The following is a 17,612-nucleotide window of genomic DNA, read 5'->3' as shown; positions in this document are numbered from 1 at the left end:
CCATGATATTGACCGCAAAAGACTGGCTGCATTACTTGATGGACGAGGCGCGCACGACGGGCATCCAGCATCTGGATCTGCTGCTAAACGGTGCCGTCCTGCCTGACTTGCTGTTACTGCCGCTACTGAAACAGGCCCCTGAGCCGGAATTCGCCTGGCTATTTGAGCACACGCCGGAGCAGGCGTTGGCCCACCAGGGGCCTGCATTAGTCCGCATTACCCTGGGCAATCAAGCGCAGTATGCGGCGGCGGTTGACTTGCTCACTGCCGTGCACGCGCACTTCGGTGTGCTGGCCCTGATCAGCCGCTGGCCCTTCGACAAGCTGACCGCGCACTTGCGTGGCGCCACCCAAGCGACCTGGAATAAAGGCACCCACAGCGGTGTGTTGCGCTACTACGACACGCGCCTGTTCAGGCCTTTTTGTGAGCAGCTTGATCCTGAGCAACTCAAGCCATTCCACGGGCCTGTGTGCCGCTGGCACTGGATCGACCACGATGGCAAAAAAGCCTCGCTCTCAGGCCTGGATATCAACCCCAGAGGCCACAACGGCCTGACCTGCCTGACCCTGAGCAACGCGCAGATCGAGCACCTGCACGCCGTGAGCGCGGCCCTCCAATGGATCAAAAACAACGACTGCACGCCGCCTCACTATGGGTTCACCTCCCATGAATCCCTGATTCGTTGTCTGACGGGCATCCACCTGGACCTCAGTCGTCAGCAGTTGGAAAAGCCGCAGCATGAAACCTTCATCGTCAGTGCACTGAGTGAGCTGCGTCCCCTGAGCCTCAGCGACAACGAGGCCACCTCATGACACGCACAGCCTGGATCCTGGCGATCACCTACCTGGCGCTGCAAGGCTGCACCCCGCCAAAGCCCGTGCGTCTGGGTGCACCCATCGAGGGATACAGCCATACCTCGGCGGCGATTAACCGGTTTTCTGTGAATGGGGCGGGCGGGCCGAACATCAGCCCTTACAGCGGCGGCGGCAAACAGAATTGCTGCGCGTCACTGCCTGTGAAATGGCACCCCGGGCTGACGGTGGTGGTTGAGTGGGAGAAGGATCCTGATCCGTATGCCTATGGACGCTGGCCTGAACGGATATTTTCTGATGCGTGGACTAAACGCATGGAAGAACACAAAACGCGTTACACCCATCATCGTGCGGTTGTGCCTGTTGCGCGGTATGAACGGTTGCGAGTCGTGAACGTGCACTTTTTGCCGTGCAACCAAGTGGTAGTTACCGCCGGGCTCATGATGCCCGGAACGCCCAATTACCCTTATCAATTTCCTCAAAAAATGCAGGAGCCCGCCACATGTCCAGAATCCTGATCCGAGTCCTGTGGCTGACGTTGGTCAGCGGTCTTTCGTTGCAGGGCTGCACACCGCCAAAGCCCGTGCGTCTGGGTGCACCCATTGAGGGTTATAGCCATACCTCTGCGGCGATTAACCGGTTTTCTGTGAATCGGGGCGGCGGACCGAACATCAGCCCTTATAGCGGCGGCGGCAAACAGAATTGCTGCGCGTCGCTGCCTGTGAAATGGCACCCCGGGCTGACGGTGGTAGTTGAGTGGGAGAAGGATTCGAATCCGTATGACTCAGTCAATTGGCCTGATCCACCGTTTTCTGATGCTTGGCGCAAAGCAGCCAGAGCGCATGAAGCGAAGTACACCCATCATCGTGCCGTTGTGCCGGTTGCGCAGTACGAGGATTTAGGAATTGTAAATGTGCATTTCCTGCCTTGTAACCAAGTAGCCGTTTCTGCTGGGGCGACTTATCCGGGTCGTCCTGATTATCCGTTTCACTTCCCTCAAAAAATGCAGGAGCCCGCCACATGTCCACAACCATGAATTCATCTTCCAAAAAACCGGCTCCGGAATTTATGAGCCCTACGCCTTATTTCAAGGAAGACGGGTTGCTGCCAAAAACGCCGGGTGATGTGTTGCGCAATTATCGAAAGCAACAAGCGGCCTTCCATAGTTTTGAGCAAGCAGCGATGAGTGCGGCTTGGGCTGCGGGGCACGCGTACGCGGGCGCCCCGTGCATGAAAATTGTGACGATCAGCCTGTGTTTTGACGGTACGAACAACCATGAGCCGTCCGACAGTTTGGCCACGCCTTCCACCACAACCAATGTGGCGCGTCTTTACCACGCGAGTTTGGGCCGTACTGAAGATGAAGTGGTGAGGCGAGAGGGGTTTTATGCTTATTACATGCAAGGTGTCGGGACCGAGTTCAAGGAAATACATGAATTTGAACCCAACAGTGACGGCCTGAAAACGGCGGTTGGCGGTGAGAATCGAATCAATTGGGGCATTACTCGCTTGATTGATGCGCTAAAGAAAGCGTGCGGCCAAAAACCTCTGACCATAAAAGAGAGTTACAACCTTGTTAAAGATATGGGCACCAGCCTCACCGAAGACTTACTCGGCGTTTCGCTTTTCAAAAACAGCTATACCCGCCGCCAGGAAGTACTGGCCGCCCCGCTGGCCGAACTCAAAAGCCAGATTGACGCTGCACACACGTCTAAAACCATTGCTGAAATAAAAGCCGTGCGTTTGTTTGTGTATGGCTTTTCCCGTGGCGCAGCCCAGGCGCGGACGTTTGCCAACTGGCTGGAAGCCCTGACCAAGGTCGAGGTGGAGGGCAGCACGTGCTACCTGTTCGCTGGCCTGCCCATCAAGATCGTGTTCATGGGCCTGTTCGATACCGTGGCGTCGGTGGGGATACCGTATATGGTGCCCTTTGCCGCCGGGCACATGGGGTGGGCCGATGGCAGCCTGCGCCTGAGCGATGACGAGGCCTTCCTTGAGCATTGCGTGCACATGGTGGCGGCCCATGAACAGCGCAGTTGCTTCCCGGTGGATTCCATTCGGCGCAAAGCCGACCCGGACGATCCGATGTGCCCGTCCACTTATCGCGCAGGCACGGCGGAGTACATCTACCCCGGCATGCACTCCGATGTGGGCGGCGGTTACCCGCCCGGCGATCAGGGGAGGGCGTCGGAGGGTGGGCATGAAGTGGTGTCGCAGATTGCTTTGCACCACATGTATGACGAGGCCTATAAGGTCGGGGCGCCGTTGCAGGCCCCCAGTAAAATCTTCACTGAAAAGTTAAAAAAAGAACGACCTTGGCTGGTTATGAGTGACCCTACTTATCTTGAATTCGACGTAGGCCCCACCGTCATCACCCGTTTCAACACCTGGCTCAATGCCATGGACAATGGTCCGCTGGAGGAGGTGATGAGGCGCGAGGCGGGGTTGATCACCGGTTGGCGGATCAGCCGTTATGCCAAGGGCCGGGCCACGGATACGCAGTCTTACAGCGATGTGATGAGGGATGGCCCGACCAAAGACATGAACCCTGACGAGGCCGATGCTTTCAACGCGTTGCACGCCATGCAACTCAAGGAAGATGTTGCCGCGCTGGCGGGCGCGCCTGCTCCCGTTTGGACCGAGGTCCAGCAGGCCGAAAAAAAAGCCAACGAAGCCATCAAAAAGCAGTACGAGGAACGCAGCAAGACCACGCCCGTGCAGAGGTTCAACACCAGCAAGGTGTACGAACCGTCCCTTGATTACCGGCAATTGCGCAATGCCATGGCCGATTTTCGACGCGACTACGTGCCGGAGTGGAACCTGAACCTCAGCGAGATAATCAGTTTTGGAACGCTTGGCAACACGTTTTTCGGCGGGTTGGTCTACATGACCAATGAGCAGGATGAAGCGCAGCACTATGCCGATATGCGCAGGGATGGAGAGATCAGCTATGGGCAACTGTTTGGTCATGATGGCAAGGCGTTGAACGACCGTGTGTTGCCGATCATCCGCCTGTTTGATGAGCATGTGCATGACTCCCGCGCCTGGTTCATGAACGCGCAGTTGAATGAACGCGAGCTGTTCAGTGATTACTTCCGTTACCGCGGCATTTTTTTCGACAACGAGTCCAACAATGAATTGACGCTGCTGGTGACCACTGAGCGCGTGGTGGGCGTGGCGGTGGCCGTGGCCAGCATCGGCCTGAGCGTCAAACGCCATGACCCGCGCTTTCTGATGGGGCTGATGATCCCGACCCTCGGCACCCCGGTGTTTCGCGGCAAAGTGGGCTTCCCGAGCATCAGCGCGTTTGACACCGTGACGCGCCGCGCCCTGCCCATGGTTGAAGGGCTGACCTCAATCCGCGCCTTCAGCAAAGACACGGCCAGCGCCGTCAAAGCCGCCCAGGCCTTGCCGCTGGCGCCCCTGCTGAGCGAAGCCACTGCCACGACCGAAGACCTGATCGCCATCCTCAAAGGCGAACCCGCCGAGCTCCCCGTCCCAAGTAAAGCGGAGGTCGCGAAACGGTCGGCCTACCCAGCCACCCGGCGCGGCGTCGCGGAGATCGACCCTAATGATCAGGCCATCGCAGCGCTGGTCGGCGGCTACGTCATCGGCAAGCCCTACGATTTTGATATCGAGTCGATTGTGTAGCGGCGGTGGTGGGCCAGCGCGGGCTGGCCCTGGTTCGCAGGCTTTTTACAGGGTTTCAGGCCTGCCGTAGGGGGCTTTTTCCAGCGATATCCCGTAGGGCTCCGGTGCTGTGTGCCGTTTTGAGATCAGGGTGTAGATCGACGGCAATACAAACAGCGTGAACAACGTGCCCACGACCATCCCCACCACAATGACGATCCCCAACCCGAATCGGCTGCTGGCCCCTGCGCCGCTGGCAAACAGGAGCGGCACCAGGCCCACGACCATGGCGGCGGTGGTCATCAGGATCGGGCGCAAGCGGATGCGTGCCGAGCGGATGATGGCATGGGCTGGGGAGCAGCCGCTGGCCTGTTGCAGTTCGTTCGCAAACTCGACCATCAGAATCCCGTGCTTGCTGATCAGACCGATCAGCGTCACCAGGCCGATTTGTGTGTAGATGTTGAGCGTCGCCCAACCCAGCGCCAGCGGGATCAGGGCGCCGCAGATCGACAGGGGCACGGTAATCAGGATGATCAGCGGGTCGCGCAGGCTCTCATACTGTGCGGCCAGCACCATATAAATGACGATGATGGCGAACACAAAGGTCAGCATCAGCGCGTTGCCTTCGTGAATGAATTGCCGCGAGTCCGATTGCCAGTCGTGGCTGAAACTGGCGGGCAATTGCGCGCTCTGATTGGCCAGAAAAGCCACTGCTTCGCCAAGGCTCACGCCCGGGGCCGGGATGCCCTGAAAGGTGGCCGAGTTTTGCTGGTTGAACTGTTTGAGGCGGTTGGGCTGGATGTCACTGTGCAGGCTGACCACGGTCGAGAGTGGTACTTGCACGCCGCTGTCGGTGCTGACGTAGAAGCCGTTGAGAGCGTCCGGGGTCAGGCGGTGTTCGGCTTGCGTCTGCGGGATCACGTCGTAGGAGCGGCCCTGCAAACCAAAGCGGTTGGTGTAGTTTTCGCCCACCAGCACCGCCAGTGTGCTGGCGATGTCTTGCAGACGAATGCCGAGGCTGTTGGCTTTGCTGCGGTCGATGCGCACTTCAGTCACCGGGTTGTTGAAATCCAGATCACTGTCGACCACCGCGAACAGGCCGCTGGCCCGCGCCTGTTGCTTGATGTCCTGCATGGTTTGATACAGCGCGCGGTAATCCTCGGTGCTGCGAATCACCAGTTGCACCGGCAAACCACCGGTGGAGGCGGGCAGGGGCGGCATCTGGAAGACAAAGATCGAGTTGCCTTCCACGGCGTCCACCTGTTGTTGTAACTCGTTCTGGATCTGCGCCGCGCTGCGGTCGCGCTGGCCCCATTCGCTGAAGTTGATCCCGGCGAAGCTTGCTGCAACGCCGTCGGTGCCGTTGATGATCCAGGTGCTGGTGGTTTCCGGAATGTTGGCCAGCAGGTCGCTCAGTTGGTAAGCGTAGCGCTCGACGAAATCGAGGTTGGCGTGCTGCGGGGATTTGATCGCCAGCAGCAGGTTGCCCTGATCTTCATTGGGCGCCAGTTCCTTGTCCGCGTGGCCGTACAGCAGCGGCAGGCTGAGCAGCACCAGCAGGCCGAACGCAAGTACCGCGCCGCGGGCGCGCAGCGAGTGCACCAGCCCACGTTGATAGAGCCGCGACAGACGATGAAAGAAGTGCTCGGCCAACAGGCTCATGCGCCCTTCACTCTGACCGGGGGGCAGGAGTTTGGCGCACATCACGGGGGTCAGGGTCAGTGCGATCACGCCGGAGACCAGCACCGCTCCGGCGAGCGTCAGGGCAAACTCCTTGAACAGCGCGCCGGTGAGGCCGTTCATCAAGCCAATGGGCATGTACACCGCCGCCAGGGTAATGGTCATGGCGATGACCGGCGAGGCGATTTCCCGTGCACCGACCAACGCAGCGTCAAGCGGCGCCCGGCCTTCCTTGATGTGGCGATGGATGTTCTCGGTCACCACAATGGCGTCGTCCACCACCAGACCGATGGCCAGCACCATGGCCAGCAAGGTCAGCAGGTTGATGCTGAACCCGAACATGGCCATCAGTGCCAGCGCGCCGAGCATCGACAACGGGATGCTGAGGATCGGGATCAGTACCGTGCGCCATGAGCCCAGGCACAGAAAGATGATCACCACCACGATCAGAATCGCCTCAAGCAGGGTCTCGATCACCTCCAGAATCGAGGCTTCGATAAAGTGCGCCGTCTCGAACGCCAGCGCCACGTCGACACCGGGCGGCAGGGTTTTCTGGATGTCGGGGAGCAGGCGCTTGATGCCGTCGACGATCAGCAGCGGGTTGCCTTTGGGCGTGGCGTACAGGCCCAGATGAACCGCGGGTTTGGCGTCCATCAGGGCGCTGGTTTCATAGGCGGCGGAGCCCAGTTCGATCTCGGCAATGTCGCGCAGGCGCAGCAGGTGGTCGCCACGGTTGCTGATTACCATGTCGCGAAATTCATCGAGGGTGTTGAGGTCGCTGTTGACCTGAATCGAGGACACCACGTAGTGGCCTTTGATCTGCCCGGGTGCGGCCTGGAAGTTGTTGGCACGAATCGCCTGTTCCACCTGTTCGGCATTGATGCCGTGGCCCGCCATGCGCTGCGGGTCGAGCCACAGGCGCATGGCCAGGCGCTGGCCGCCAAAGGTGTCGACCTTGGCCACCCCTTCAATGGTGGAAAACAACGGCTGCACCACGCGGCTGAGGTAGTCGGTCAAGGCCGCGGCGGACAGGGTGTCGCTGGAAAAACCGACATAGGCCACAGCCGTGGAGTCCCCGGCCGAGCGCTCGATGACCGGGTCATAGGCTTGCTCGGGCAGGCGGTACTTGACCTGATTGACCTTGGCAATCACTTCGCTGAGCGCCTTGGCCGAATCTTCGTTGAGCGCCATGCGCAGGGTAATCACGCTGTGGCCCTGCACCGACGATGAACTGACGTAATCGACGCCTTCCACTGATGCCAGCGACTGGTTGATCGGTTGGGTGATGAAGCCTTGCATCAACTCGGCGGGCGCACCGGGGTAATCGGTGCTGACGGTAATCACCGAGCTTTCCAGCAGCGGGTACTGGCGCACGGGCAGGCCCATCCAGGCTTTGAGTCCGGCCAGCAGGATCATCAGGCTGACCACCAGGGCGAGCACCGGGCGGTGGACGAATATGTCAGTGAATTTCACTTCTGCGCTCCTGGTTCGGCGGCCAGAGCGGTGCTGGTTACCGGTTCGATGCTCACGCCATCACTGAGCTTGATCTGGCCCGACGTCACGACCTGATCATCGGCCGACAGGCCTTTTTCGATCACCACCCATCCATCGCGGCGCTCGCCGGTCTTGACCGACACGCGGCGTACCGTCGGCGCACTTTTTTCATCATGTGCCGGTTGCACCACGTAGACGTCTTCGCCATAGGCGCTGTAGGTGACGGCGGTTTCTGGCAGGCTCAAGGTGTTTTCCGGCATGGCCTGGGGCAGGCGCACCCGCGCAAACATGCGCGGCAGTGCTGACGCGGGGGGGGCTTGCAGGCGCGCTTGAACACTCAATGTGCGGGTGCGGTCCAGAAACGGGTCGACGCTGCTGACCACTGCCGTGACCGCTTGGCCGGGCAAGGCATCGAGTTCAATCTGCAAGGGGCTGCCGGTTTTGAAATGCGCCAAGGCTTGTTCGGGCACGCTGAAGTTGACGAACAGCCCCTTGTTACCGATCAGGTTAATCAGGGTATCGCCGGGGTTCACATATTGGCCCACGTGCACTTTGCGAATACCCAGCGTTCCGGCAAATGGCGCGCGAATGGTGCGCTGTTCAATCTGGGCCATGAGTTCCTGCAAGGCCCCGCGTGCGGTGGTGTATTCGGCCTGGGCATCGTCCAGGGCTTCGCGCGACACCGCGTTGGAGTGAATGAGTTGTTTCAGGCGATCAAGGCGCACACGGGTGTTGTCCACCTGACCTTGCAGGCGCACCTGTTGCCCGCGTTCCGGCGCATCGTTGAGGCGTACCAGCACCTGGCCGCGCTCAACCCGTTGCCCGGACTCAATCGGCAGGTCAACGATACGGCCGCCGATTTCGGCCGGGACACTGACTTGTTCCACGGCTTCCAGCTCGCCGATGGCTTCCAGATAGCGGGTGAAGGGCTGGCGACTGACCGGCGCCACTGCCACTTTTACCGGTGCCGCGACATACCCCGCCGCCGCAGGTTGTTGCCAACGCCACACCGCCCATGCCACGCCCGCAAGCACCAGAGCAATCAGGGCCCAGAGGGTTTTGTGCCGGATCAGCGGACGGGTTTTTGCAACGACGTGAGGCATGGTCTTTTTCCTTAAAGATGCAATCAGTAAATCGGCCAACAGCCCGGCGTGAGCAATTCGACGAGGTTATGGTCCGGGTCGCGGAAATAAATGCTCGAACCGCCCTTGGGCCATTGCGTGCGGCCTTCGATGGCCACGTCGCTGTCGGCCAGGTTTTGTTTCCAGCGAGGCATGTCGTCGGCGTCGATGGCGAAGCACACGTGAATTCTGCCGTGGGCATCGTGCGGGGGGATTTCGCCGCCGCTCAGGTATTTGGTCTCAAGTGACGCCCCGCGCTTAAACAGCAGCAGCGTGTTGAGATCGCCTACGTTAAACGCGATCAACACGTCGCTCTCAACCATCACCTCCAAATGGAGGGTTTTGTAGTAAAAATCTTTTGCTGCTGTAAGATCTTTCACGTAAAGAGCGGTTTCAATAATCCGTTTGAGTTGAAGCATGGGGCGCTCCGTATCGGGAAGGTATTCCCGGATTTGTGAATGACAGGATGGTCATGGTTTTACTGCGCAATATTGATTTGAACCTGTTAGTGGTGCTCGACGCATTGCTGACCGAAAAGCATGTGACCCGCACCGGGGCACGGCTGCACTTGAGCCAGCCAGCCATCAGCCACTCGCTGAGTAAACTGCGGGTGTTGCTCGACGACCCGATCCTGATCCGCCAGGGCAGCGAAGTGGTACTCAGTGCACTGGCGCAAAACCTTCAGGCACCGCTCAAGGAAATCCTCAGCCAGATTGAAATCCTGCTCGGCAAGTCGATTGACTTTGTGCCTGCCAACTCTCATCGCACCTTTCGCCTGGCGATGTCCGATTACGGCGCGGCGATTGTATTGCCCAAGCTGTTGCGGCAACTGCGCGCCGAAGCGCCGAACACCACGCTGGTCGTGACCCAGGACAGCCGCCACGGCATGTTCGAACAAATTGCCCAAGGCAAGATCGACCTGGCGCTGGGGGTGTTTCCTAACCTCAGTGCCGACATCTCCAGTGAAGTGCTGTTTGAAGAAACCTTTTCCTGCCTGCTGGATCGCAGCACGTTGCCGGCCAGCGGTTTGCTGGATTTGGACAATTACTTGCTGCGCCCGCATATCTCGGTCTCGGTGGACGGCTGTTCGAACGGTGAAATCGATCGCCTGCTGCGCGACGAGGGCTTGCAGCGCCGCATCGCGGTCAGTGTGCCGCACTGGCGCACGGCGCCGAGCATGATCAGTAATACCGATCTGATCCTCACGGTGGCCACCCGTACCTTGCATAACGCGCTGCTGGACGAAGAGCTGGTTAGCCTCAGCCCGCCGTTGCCGATTCCGCCGTTCCCGTTTGTGCAGATCTGGCACAACCGCTTCGGCGAAGACCCAGCGCATATGTGGCTGCGCGAGCAAGTGCGGCACGTGGTTGCTCATGTGGCCCCCGCGACCTGAGCCGGGCGCAAGCGCAGGCGCAGGTCCTGACCCAATTGCGTGACATCGAACAGGGTAAAGTTCAGCGCTTGCTCAAGGTGCACCAGCTCCGGCATGTGCACCAACGGCCGTGCCAGATTGCCCAGCAGCTTGGGTGCCATGTAGAGCAATACTTCGTCCACCAGACCAGCGTTGAGAAATGCCCCGGCCAGCCTCGGACCTGCTTCGACCATGACGTCGTGTAACCCGCGCTGGCTGAGCTGACTCAACAGTTCATGCAGGTCGAGCCCTTCGCTATCGCCGTGGAGGCGCAGCACGTCAGGGGGCTGAGTCACGGGCAGGGGCGTGTCGTGGTGTACCACACGCAGGCTCGGTGCGTTGCCGTTAAACACCTGCGCACAGGCCGGTACACGTGCGGCGCTGTCGAGCACCACGCGCAGCGGCGCAACGGCTTCGGGCGATGAGAGCTGGCGTACCGTGAGCAGCGGATCATCCCCCAGCACGGTGCCGCTGCCAGTGATGATGGCGGCACTGCGGGCCCGCCACTGCTGCACATCGGCACGCGACTTGGGCCCCGTGATCCACTGCGAACGGCCATTGCCCAGCGCTGTGCGTCCGTCCAGGCTCATGCCCATTTTGAGCTGCACCCAAGGACGCTGGCGCTCGATGCTGGACAGGAAGCCGCGGTTCAACTCACTCGCGGCCTCGCGCATCAGCCCCACCCTGACCTCAATACCGGCGGCTTTCAGCGCGGCAATCCCCTGACCGTTGACCTGTTTGAACGGGTCTTCAAGGGCGACGATCACTTTGCTGACACCGCTTTCGATCAACGCCTGATGGCAGGCCCCCGTGCGGCCAATGTGGCTGCACGGCTCCAGCGTGACGTAGGCAGTCGCCCCTTTGCTCAGGGCTCCCGCCTGACGCAACGCAAACACTTCGGCATGCGGGCCACCGGCCCGCCGATGCCAACCTTCACCCACCACACAACTGCCGTGAGCGATCACACAGCCCACCCGGGGGTTGGGCCATGTGGAGTGGCTGCCACGCTCAGCCAACGACAGCGCGTGTTGCATGTGCTGAAAGTCGACTTCGGTGAAATAGGTCATGACAGCAGCGGCCTGCCTGCATTGGCCGTGATCGGGTAAATGCGGCCGTCGTAGGCGCTGGCCAGAAAGCCATTGCCGTTAGCAGCCTGGGTCAGGCAGGAGATCCCGCTGGCGGTCGGTTTTTCAAACTTCTCCCACTGGCCGCTGCGCACATCAAACAGGGCGACGGTGCCGCCGTAGCTGCCGGTGGCGATCAGGTTCTGGTCCTTGGAAACTGCAATGCACTTGATCGAATGGTTGTGCGGGGTTTCGAACACTTCGCTCTCGCCATTGCGCCACAGGCGCAGTTTGAGGTCGCGGCCGATGCTGGCGAATCCACCCTCAATTTGCGTACAGCCGTTGGAGATACGGTCGTGCGCCTTGTCCAGGTACGTGTGTTCAGTGAAGTCATCTATGTTGAAGAACGCCGCTGCCGCGGTGGCGCAGACGCTGAAGATGTAGGTTTCGTCGGCCGCAATGCCTTTGATGGCGTTGTCGTGCATGGCCACTTCTGTGAGGAAGACGGGCTGCTGATTATCCAGTTTGAATATCAGCGCTTCACCGGTGTACGTGCCGATGGCCGCGTGCAACTGACCGTCTTTGATGAACGTGGTGCCGCAGTTCAGGGGTGAGCGGTGCTGGTAAATTGCTTGACCGGTGCGGGCGTCGAATACCGTGCCCATCTGGCCGCCAGTGAGCACGCTGTCGCCGAACGGCAGCAGGAAGTTGCACAAGCTGCCAGCCTTGGTGTTGGCCACACCGTTGACGTGCAGGATGCCCGCGTCACCGATGCTGAAGATGTCATCGTTGACCAGTGCCACGGCGTTCAGGCTGATGGCCGGTTCGATGCCGTCCAGATCCCAGACCTGAGTGCGGAAGTTCCAGGTCGCATAGCTTGAGCCGAAGGTCACGAACGCAATACGGTCTGTACCGAGCAGGGCGCAGCTGCGCGGCCAGATAATGCTGGGCAGGGAGGTTTCGGCGGTTTTTTCCAGCCGGTTCTGGCTGTTCAGGTGCCAGAGCATCACGGAACGGTCATAGCTAAGACTGATCAACAGGCGCTGGGTGTCATCCCAGATGATGCGCTTGATACCGGCGGTGTGGGCCGGTTGCAGGAACGTGCCTTGCGCGCTGATCAACGAGATTTTGCCTTCATCGTCGCCAGCGAAAATGATGCCGTCGCGCGACAGGGCCACGGTGTCGGTTTCAACCCCGCCCAGGTCGATGATTTCCAGTTGAGCGCCAGTCATGGCGTCCCAGCGGCGGATCGAGCCGTCGTCGCTGCTTGAGACCAGCGTGGCGCCGTCAGCGGCCCAGCACACCGAAATGACATCGGCGGTGTGGCCTTTGAGGATGCGCAAGGTGCGGCCATTGAGGTCGAAAATGCGCAGCGTATGGTCGCGTGAGCAAGTGGCGATGGTTTGCCCGTCCGGCGAGAACGCGGCCATTTCGATGTCGTCATCGTGGCCGATCAGCACCGCTTTCATGCGCAGGCTCGGTACTTCCCAGACGCGGGCCGTGTAGTCACTGCTGGCGCTGACCAACAGGGTGCCGGTGGGGTTGAACGCGCACTGGTTGGCGAGGTGGTCATGCACCACACGCTGAATCGGGGTTTTGGTCTTGGCGTCCCAGAGGATGACTTGGTTGTCATAACCGGCAGTGGCGACATAAAAATCTTTAAACGTGGCGATACCGCTGATCGGGCCGAAGTGCTTCATGTTTATTCATCCTGACTATTTAAAGGTGCGTCATCCACTCATGTAAAACAGACCGTTTACCGGGGCTGGCGAGCACAGCAAATTCCGCGCGCCGATGCCCATGCGGTAGAAATCGAGGGTGTTTTAAGGCGCGGACTTATTTGAACAAGTTGATGTGGTGATTCTTTTTATTGATCTTGGCTTGTAAATAAGGCCGGTTGTGTTGGGTCAGAAATACACCCGTGGGTATAACGTCATCCACCTGCACACCATTGTTTTGCAGGGCAATCACTTTCTCCGGGTTATTGGTGATGACCCGACAATGTTGCACTCCTAGCGCTTTCAACATATTGGCCGCTTCCGTGAAGTCGCGATCATCTTCACCAAAGTTCAAATGTTGGTTGGCTTCAAACGTGTCCATGCCCGTGTCTTGCAGGCGATAGGCATCGAGTTTGGCGTATAAACCAATTCCGCGGCCTTCCTGGCGCAGATAAATCAAATAACCGCCTTCTTCGTGCATGCGTTCGATGGATTCGGATAATTGCGGGCCGCAATCGCAGCGCTGAGAACTGAAGACGTCCCCGGTCAGGCATTCAGAGTGCAAACGCACCAGTGGGCTGTTGATCGACGCCGGGCCCAATTTGATAACAATATGTTCCTTATCGGCCTCAAGCCCCGTAAAGCTGTAAAACGTACCGGGGATACCTGTTTCATTCAGGTGAATATCGACCTGGTTTCTAACGCGCAGCGGGTTCATAGAGTTCCTTTCTAATTAACGGTTTTTTATTAGTTATGGTTACAGCGTTTCAGCGAGCCTGAAGCCCATGACATAAATCTCGCGCGGGTATTTGCCATGCCGACGGCAATTGCGTGCCAAGTCGCGAAACCGTGTAAAGCTGCCGCCGCGCGCGATGCGATGCGCGCCTACCACGGTGACCAGGTCATCGCTGATGGCTTGGCCGCCAGGGTAGGGCGCGTAGTCATCGGCCACGTATTCTTCAACGTTGCCTGCCATGTCCAGGCAGCCGAATGGCGATGCGCCCAACGGGAACATGCCGACTGGCGTGGTGTTGAAAATGCCCATTTCGGCGGTATTGGCGTGTTCCGGCAGAAACTGCTCACCCCATGGAAACTCAAGGTTCTCCGGTCCGGCGCCAGCGAATTCCCATTCCGCTTCGGTGGGCAGGCGGAAGGTGCGACCTGAACGCAAGCTCAGCCACGCCACATAAGCGTCCGCGTCTTGTGCACTGAGGCCGTATACCGGGTGATTCGACCGCTCCACCGGGAATTGGCCAAACGCCCAGTTACCCGGTATGCGCGGCTCCAGCGAATCTTCGAGAAAGGCTTTGTATTCCAGGTTGGTGACCGGGTATTTGCCGATGGCGTAGGGCTGCAACTGCACGGTGTGGCGTGGCACTTCCTTTTCGATCCAGCTGCGATCCAGGCCCAGCCCCTGCATTCTGTCCATGACGCTGTCGACCTTGGCTTCATCAAGCCCGGTGTCAATCCAGCCGCCTTCAATGCGGATCATCGGCGGGTTAAGCACATCCAGGCGCGGGTCTATCGTCTCGGCCAGGTAGCGGCCGGCCGCCAATCGCAGTGGCAACGGCGATTGTGGGTCTTCCACGCGACGGCACAGCACACTGGCTGGCGCCTGGGTCAATTGTTGCCACTCGGCCAGGGGCAAGGCCAGATTGAGGCCGGACTGGAAGTGCGTTCCCAGCCCCATTAATTGGCGATCAGTCATTTGCGCTGTCAACGGGCCGTCAAACACCGGCCAGTGAGGGAACGCCTTGGATGTGTTAGCCACGTGGAACTCCAATACAAATGAAAAGGGTGTCAGAGGGTGCAGACCAGACCGGTTTGCAAGCAGTTGCGCTCAAAGTCACCCCAGTAACCTTCAGGGAATTTCTGGCGATTGGTTTTGGAGATCAACGGGCGTTGCCAGTGGTAGTCGCTGAACCCTGCTTTGCGAATGGCCCGTTCGTAGTCCTCGTGGCTCCAACGGTAAAAAGTGAATTCGCTCGGTGGTGTGGTCACAAATTCAGAGGGGCAACGAAATCCGCCTTCGTGCGGGTTTTCGCTTTTGACATGGACGCCGTACTGGGTGAAGTTACCGTCTTCAAGGCGGAAACTCGGGTCGACGGTGTAGGCGATCAGCTTGCCGCCGGGCTGCATGTTCCGAGCTACGGCTTTGAACATCGCTTCCAGTTCGGCGGGTGACTGGGCGTAGTTGAATAGCCAGGCGGCGGTGACACGCTCAAATTGCCCCATCACCGGCATCTCGCAGACGTTGGCCACGTGAAATTCAATGGCTTCGTTGTTGCGCGCAGACTCCTTGCGGGCCAGCTCGATCATTGAGGGCGAGATATCAACACCCACCACTCGAGAGGCGCCCTGGCGATACAGCTCGCGGCCAAAATAACCGTACCCGCACGCCAGGTCCAAAACGGACTTGCCTTTTACATCGCCCACCATATGAAAGAACGTTTCGGTTTCCACCGAACGTTGGGAGGCGGTGTCAGTAAACGCTTCAAAGCGATCGCCAATGGCGTCATACGCGGTAAAAGAACTCATTGCTCACCTATTAAATGTGATTACTGTTATTAAATGCCGACCCCTGAGGGAGGCCGGTGGATAAACTTTTTCTGTTTTCACGTGTTGGTAATTAACTGCGTACCGCAATTAAAAAGCCGGCCAGTACAACGCTGATGCCAATCATCTTTTGCACATTGAGCGGTTGTTTGGGTAAGCCCACTAATCCGAAGTAATCAATGATCACAGAAATGGTCAACTGGCCGATAATGACGGCCATGATGAAGTTAAGTGCACCGAGCTTTGGCACTAATATCAGGGCGGCGGTGATATACAAGACACCGGCAATACCGCCAAACCAAATCCACCATGGCCCTTCTTGCAATGCGCCAATCGTGGGGCGGGGCACTTTGAAAATCAGCATGACCACCATTACAGCAATGCAACTGACCACCAATGAAACGGCCGTGGCCCACAAAGGGTGACCTAATAACACGCCCAGTTTGGCATTCGTGCCGGCTTGCAAGGGCACTGCAAAACCCGCCAGCAAACTTAAGGCAATGGATACAAGTAAACTCATGGTGCGTGCCGTCCTTTTTTTTAATCTTGTACGGCGAATATAAAAACAGGGCCAATTCTTTGTTCTAATGCGCGATATTCGTGAGGTCGATTGCCTGGCTGTAGCCCTCGGACCCTATGGCCTACAGGCCGCCGGGCAATCGAGCGTGCGCATCGTGTGGAGGCAGGTTTACAATCAGCGCACTTGAAGGGAGTAACCCAGTGCTGACTCATTTGGATTCACAAGGCCGCGCCCACATGGTGGATGTCACCGATAAAGCCGTGACCTTTCGCGAGGCGGTGGCGCAAGCCGTGGTGCGCATGCGTGCCGAAACCCTGGAGATGATCGTCAGTGGCGGCCACCCCAAAGGCGACGTATTCGCCGTAGCCCGTATCGCGGGTATTCAAGCGGCCAAGAAAACCTCTGACCTGATTCCTCTGTGCCATCCGTTGATGCTGACCGGGGTCAAGGTTGAACTCAGCGCACAAGGCAATGATGCCGTGTTGATTGTGGCGCGCTGCAAGCTTTCGGGGCAGACCGGCGTAGAGATGGAAGCGTTGACGGCCGCCAGTGTCGCGGCACTGACCGTGTATGACATGTGCAAGGCCGTGGACCGCGGCATGACCATTGAAAGTGTGCAGGTGCTGGAGAAACGTGGCGGCAAGAGCGGGCACTTCAAGGCCGATGCGTCATGAAGCTCAACGTCATGTATTTCGCCCGTTACCGTGAAGCCCTGGGGCTGGACCGTGAACAGATCGAGGGTGTTTTTTCGTCCATTGAAGCGCTGCGTTCGCACCTGTTGCAGCGCGGCAGCGTGTGGGGTGTTCTGGCTGAGTCGAACCTGATGTGTGCACGTAATGAAGATTTGTGCAGGCTCGATGAACCTTTGACAGACGGCGACACAGTGGCGTTCTTTCCGCCGGTTACGGGAGGCTGAACATGGCTATTCGAGTCCAGTCTGCGGCATTCGATCCAGGGGCTGAGGTCAACGCCCTGCATGCCGCCAACGCGGGTGTGGGCGCCGTGGTGAGCTTTGTTGGCTATGTGCGCGACTTCAATGACGGGCACGACGTGGCGGGCATGTTTCTGGAGCATTACCCCGGCATGACCGAAAAAGCGCTGGGCAAGATTGTCCTTGAGGCCGGGCAACGCTGGCCGTTGCTCAAACTCGAAGTACTGCACCGCATAGGCGCACTGCAACCCGCAGAACCCATTGTGTTTGTCGGGGTGGCCAGCGCCCATCGTCAAGCGGCGTTCGATGCATGTGCTTTTGTGATGGACTACCTGAAAACCCGTGCACCGTTCTGGAAAAAAGAACACACGGCCGAAGGCCCGCGTTGGGTCGAGGGCCGTGCCAGCGATCATGCGGCGGCTGATCGCTGGACGTCGCAGGAGCGCGGCGAACAATAACCAGCCACACGGTGATCCTTTTCTTTTAAGACAGTCAGAATCGTCCTACACGTGATCCTTGGATTAATCCGGTAGCGTTCAGCCCTCTGTTTCAGAGGAGCCTCGGATGTCCACCTTTACCCGCCAAACCCGCTTCGAGCTCACCCTCATGGGCAACGACCAGCCCTTCTCGGTGCTGGCCTTCAAAGGTGAAGAGGCCATCAGCGAGCCGTTTTCA

General features: G+C 58.9%; 17 protein-coding genes. 8 read left to right on the top strand and 9 right to left on the bottom strand.

Features of this window, described 5'->3' with window-relative positions; translation table 11 throughout:
• Positions 1-2 precede the first annotated feature (2 nt).
• Genes CJF39_RS06375 through CJF39_RS06360 form a run of 4 tightly spaced genes read left to right on the top strand, consistent with a single transcriptional unit; the run spans position 3 to position 4,463 of the window.
• Positions 3-812, top strand: a complete 810-nt coding sequence (locus tag CJF39_RS06375; protein WP_094992648.1) for a DUF4123 domain-containing protein — start codon at positions 3-5, stop codon at positions 810-812.
• A complete protein-coding gene (locus tag CJF39_RS06370; RefSeq protein WP_094992647.1) occupies positions 809-1,330 on the top strand; it encodes a DUF3304 domain-containing protein in 522 nt (173 codons plus the stop codon). The genes CJF39_RS06375 and CJF39_RS06370 overlap by 4 nt, the downstream gene beginning before the upstream one ends.
• Complete coding sequence (locus CJF39_RS06365; protein WP_094992646.1) at positions 1,315-1,848, top strand: DUF3304 domain-containing protein; 534 nt, start codon at positions 1,315-1,317, stop codon at positions 1,846-1,848. Before CJF39_RS06370 ends, CJF39_RS06365 begins: the two co-directional genes overlap by 16 nt.
• Complete coding sequence (locus CJF39_RS06360; RefSeq protein ID WP_094992645.1) at positions 1,833-4,463, top strand: T6SS phospholipase effector Tle1-like catalytic domain-containing protein; 2,631 nt, start codon at positions 1,833-1,835, stop codon at positions 4,461-4,463. Before CJF39_RS06365 ends, CJF39_RS06360 begins: the two co-directional genes overlap by 16 nt.
• Positions 4,464-4,508: 45 nt before the next feature.
• Here CJF39_RS06360 and CJF39_RS06355 read toward each other — a convergent pair whose 3' ends face one another.
• The 3 genes from CJF39_RS06355 to CJF39_RS06345 are packed head-to-tail and all read right to left on the bottom strand — an operon-like array spanning position 4,509 to position 9,156.
• A complete protein-coding gene (locus tag CJF39_RS06355; protein ID WP_170942646.1) occupies positions 4,509-7,595 on the bottom strand; it encodes a MexW/MexI family multidrug efflux RND transporter permease subunit in 3,087 nt (1,028 codons plus the stop codon).
• Positions 7,592-8,719: an efflux RND transporter periplasmic adaptor subunit gene (locus CJF39_RS06350; RefSeq protein WP_094992644.1), complete on the bottom strand. Its 1,128-nt coding sequence runs from the start codon at positions 8,717-8,719 to the stop codon at positions 7,592-7,594. The genes CJF39_RS06355 and CJF39_RS06350 overlap by 4 nt, the downstream gene beginning before the upstream one ends.
• 23 nt (positions 8,720-8,742) lie before the next feature.
• Positions 8,743-9,156, bottom strand: coding sequence for a VOC family protein (locus CJF39_RS06345; protein WP_094992643.1), 414 nt, complete (start codon positions 9,154-9,156; stop codon positions 8,743-8,745).
• A gap of 47 nt (positions 9,157-9,203) precedes the next feature.
• Here CJF39_RS06345 and CJF39_RS06340 point away from each other — a divergent pair, with 47 nt between their 5' ends.
• Positions 9,204-10,130, top strand: coding sequence for a LysR family transcriptional regulator (locus CJF39_RS06340; RefSeq protein ID WP_094992642.1), 927 nt, complete (start codon positions 9,204-9,206; stop codon positions 10,128-10,130).
• On the opposite strand, the gene ribD is transcribed toward CJF39_RS06340, so the two are convergent.
• From ribD to CJF39_RS06310, 6 genes are all read right to left on the bottom strand, one after another.
• The gene (gene ribD, locus CJF39_RS06335) at positions 10,109-11,215 is read right to left on the bottom strand and encodes a bifunctional diaminohydroxyphosphoribosylaminopyrimidine deaminase/5-amino-6-(5-phosphoribosylamino)uracil reductase RibD (protein ID WP_094992641.1); all 1,107 of its coding nucleotides are present in this window, start codon (positions 11,213-11,215) and stop codon (positions 10,109-10,111) included. The genes CJF39_RS06340 and ribD overlap by 22 nt on opposite strands.
• Entirely contained in the window at positions 11,212-12,912 is a 1,701-nt protein-coding gene (locus CJF39_RS06330) for a WD40 repeat domain-containing protein (RefSeq protein WP_094992640.1), read from the bottom strand. Before CJF39_RS06330 ends, ribD begins: the two co-directional genes overlap by 4 nt.
• A gap of 136 nt (positions 12,913-13,048) precedes the next feature.
• On the bottom strand, positions 13,049-13,648 hold the full coding sequence (locus CJF39_RS06325) for a GTP cyclohydrolase II (protein ID WP_094992639.1): 600 nt from the start codon (positions 13,646-13,648) through the stop codon (positions 13,049-13,051).
• Positions 13,649-13,687: 39 nt separating this feature from the next.
• Positions 13,688-14,638, bottom strand: a complete 951-nt coding sequence (locus CJF39_RS06320; protein ID WP_094992741.1) for a formylglycine-generating enzyme family protein — start codon at positions 14,636-14,638, stop codon at positions 13,688-13,690.
• A gap of 92 nt (positions 14,639-14,730) precedes the next feature.
• On the bottom strand, positions 14,731-15,468 hold the full coding sequence (locus CJF39_RS06315) for a class I SAM-dependent methyltransferase (RefSeq protein WP_094992638.1): 738 nt from the start codon (positions 15,466-15,468) through the stop codon (positions 14,731-14,733).
• A 91-nt stretch (positions 15,469-15,559) separates the two neighbouring features.
• Positions 15,560-16,006 carry a DMT family transporter gene (locus tag CJF39_RS06310; RefSeq protein WP_094992637.1) on the bottom strand — a complete coding sequence of 149 codons (447 nt, stop codon included), beginning with the start codon at positions 16,004-16,006 and terminating at the stop codon, positions 15,560-15,562.
• A 200-nt stretch (positions 16,007-16,206) separates the two neighbouring features.
• Between CJF39_RS06310 and moaC the strand changes: the two genes are divergently transcribed.
• The 3 genes from moaC to moaE are packed head-to-tail and all read left to right on the top strand — an operon-like array spanning position 16,207 to position 17,395.
• On the top strand, positions 16,207-16,680 hold the full coding sequence (moaC, locus tag CJF39_RS06305; protein WP_094992636.1) for a cyclic pyranopterin monophosphate synthase MoaC: 474 nt from the start codon (positions 16,207-16,209) through the stop codon (positions 16,678-16,680).
• Entirely contained in the window at positions 16,677-16,922 is a 246-nt protein-coding gene (locus tag CJF39_RS06300) for a MoaD/ThiS family protein (RefSeq protein ID WP_094992635.1), read from the top strand. Before moaC ends, CJF39_RS06300 begins: the two co-directional genes overlap by 4 nt.
• A 2-nt stretch (positions 16,923-16,924) precedes the next feature.
• On the top strand, positions 16,925-17,395 hold the full coding sequence (gene moaE / locus CJF39_RS06295; protein WP_094992634.1) for a molybdopterin synthase catalytic subunit MoaE: 471 nt from the start codon (positions 16,925-16,927) through the stop codon (positions 17,393-17,395).
• The last annotated feature ends 217 nt before the right edge of the window (positions 17,396-17,612 follow it).

Source organism: Pseudomonas lundensis (genome assembly GCF_002269125.1).
Taxonomy (GTDB): Bacteria; Pseudomonadota; Gammaproteobacteria; order Pseudomonadales; family Pseudomonadaceae; genus Aquipseudomonas; species Aquipseudomonas lundensis_A.
This window is presented reverse-complemented; position numbering and strand designations above follow the sequence as displayed.

Excerpts from the sequence above, each read along its gene's own strand:
- CJF39_RS06315 (WP_094992638.1), bottom strand. The coding sequence starts at position 15,468 with ATGAGTTCTTTTACCGCGTATGACGCCATTGGCGATCGCTTTGAAGCG.
- moaE (WP_094992634.1), top strand. The coding sequence starts at position 16,925 with ATGGCTATTCGAGTCCAGTCTGCGGCATTCGATCCAGGGGCTGAGGTC.
- CJF39_RS06330 (WP_094992640.1), bottom strand. The coding sequence starts at position 12,912 with ATGAAGCACTTCGGCCCGATCAGCGGTATCGCCACGTTTAAAGATTTT.
- CJF39_RS06370 (WP_094992647.1), top strand. The coding sequence starts at position 809 with ATGACACGCACAGCCTGGATCCTGGCGATCACCTACCTGGCGCTGCAA.
- CJF39_RS06320 (WP_094992741.1), bottom strand. The coding sequence starts at position 14,638 with ATGACTGATCGCCAATTAATGGGGCTGGGAACGCACTTCCAGTCCGGC.
- CJF39_RS06340 (WP_094992642.1), top strand. The coding sequence starts at position 9,204 with ATGGTCATGGTTTTACTGCGCAATATTGATTTGAACCTGTTAGTGGTG.
- ribD (WP_094992641.1), bottom strand. The coding sequence starts at position 11,215 with ATGACCTATTTCACCGAAGTCGACTTTCAGCACATGCAACACGCGCTG.
- CJF39_RS06325 (WP_094992639.1), bottom strand. The coding sequence starts at position 13,648 with ATGAACCCGCTGCGCGTTAGAAACCAGGTCGATATTCACCTGAATGAA.
- CJF39_RS06300 (WP_094992635.1), top strand. The coding sequence starts at position 16,677 with ATGAAGCTCAACGTCATGTATTTCGCCCGTTACCGTGAAGCCCTGGGG.
- CJF39_RS06360 (WP_094992645.1), top strand. The coding sequence starts at position 1,833 with ATGTCCACAACCATGAATTCATCTTCCAAAAAACCGGCTCCGGAATTT.
- CJF39_RS06375 (WP_094992648.1), top strand. The coding sequence starts at position 3 with ATGATATTGACCGCAAAAGACTGGCTGCATTACTTGATGGACGAGGCG.
- CJF39_RS06310 (WP_094992637.1), bottom strand. The coding sequence starts at position 16,006 with ATGAGTTTACTTGTATCCATTGCCTTAAGTTTGCTGGCGGGTTTTGCA.
- CJF39_RS06365 (WP_094992646.1), top strand. The coding sequence starts at position 1,315 with ATGTCCAGAATCCTGATCCGAGTCCTGTGGCTGACGTTGGTCAGCGGT.
- CJF39_RS06345 (WP_094992643.1), bottom strand. The coding sequence starts at position 9,156 with ATGCTTCAACTCAAACGGATTATTGAAACCGCTCTTTACGTGAAAGAT.
- CJF39_RS06350 (WP_094992644.1), bottom strand. The coding sequence starts at position 8,719 with ATGCCTCACGTCGTTGCAAAAACCCGTCCGCTGATCCGGCACAAAACC.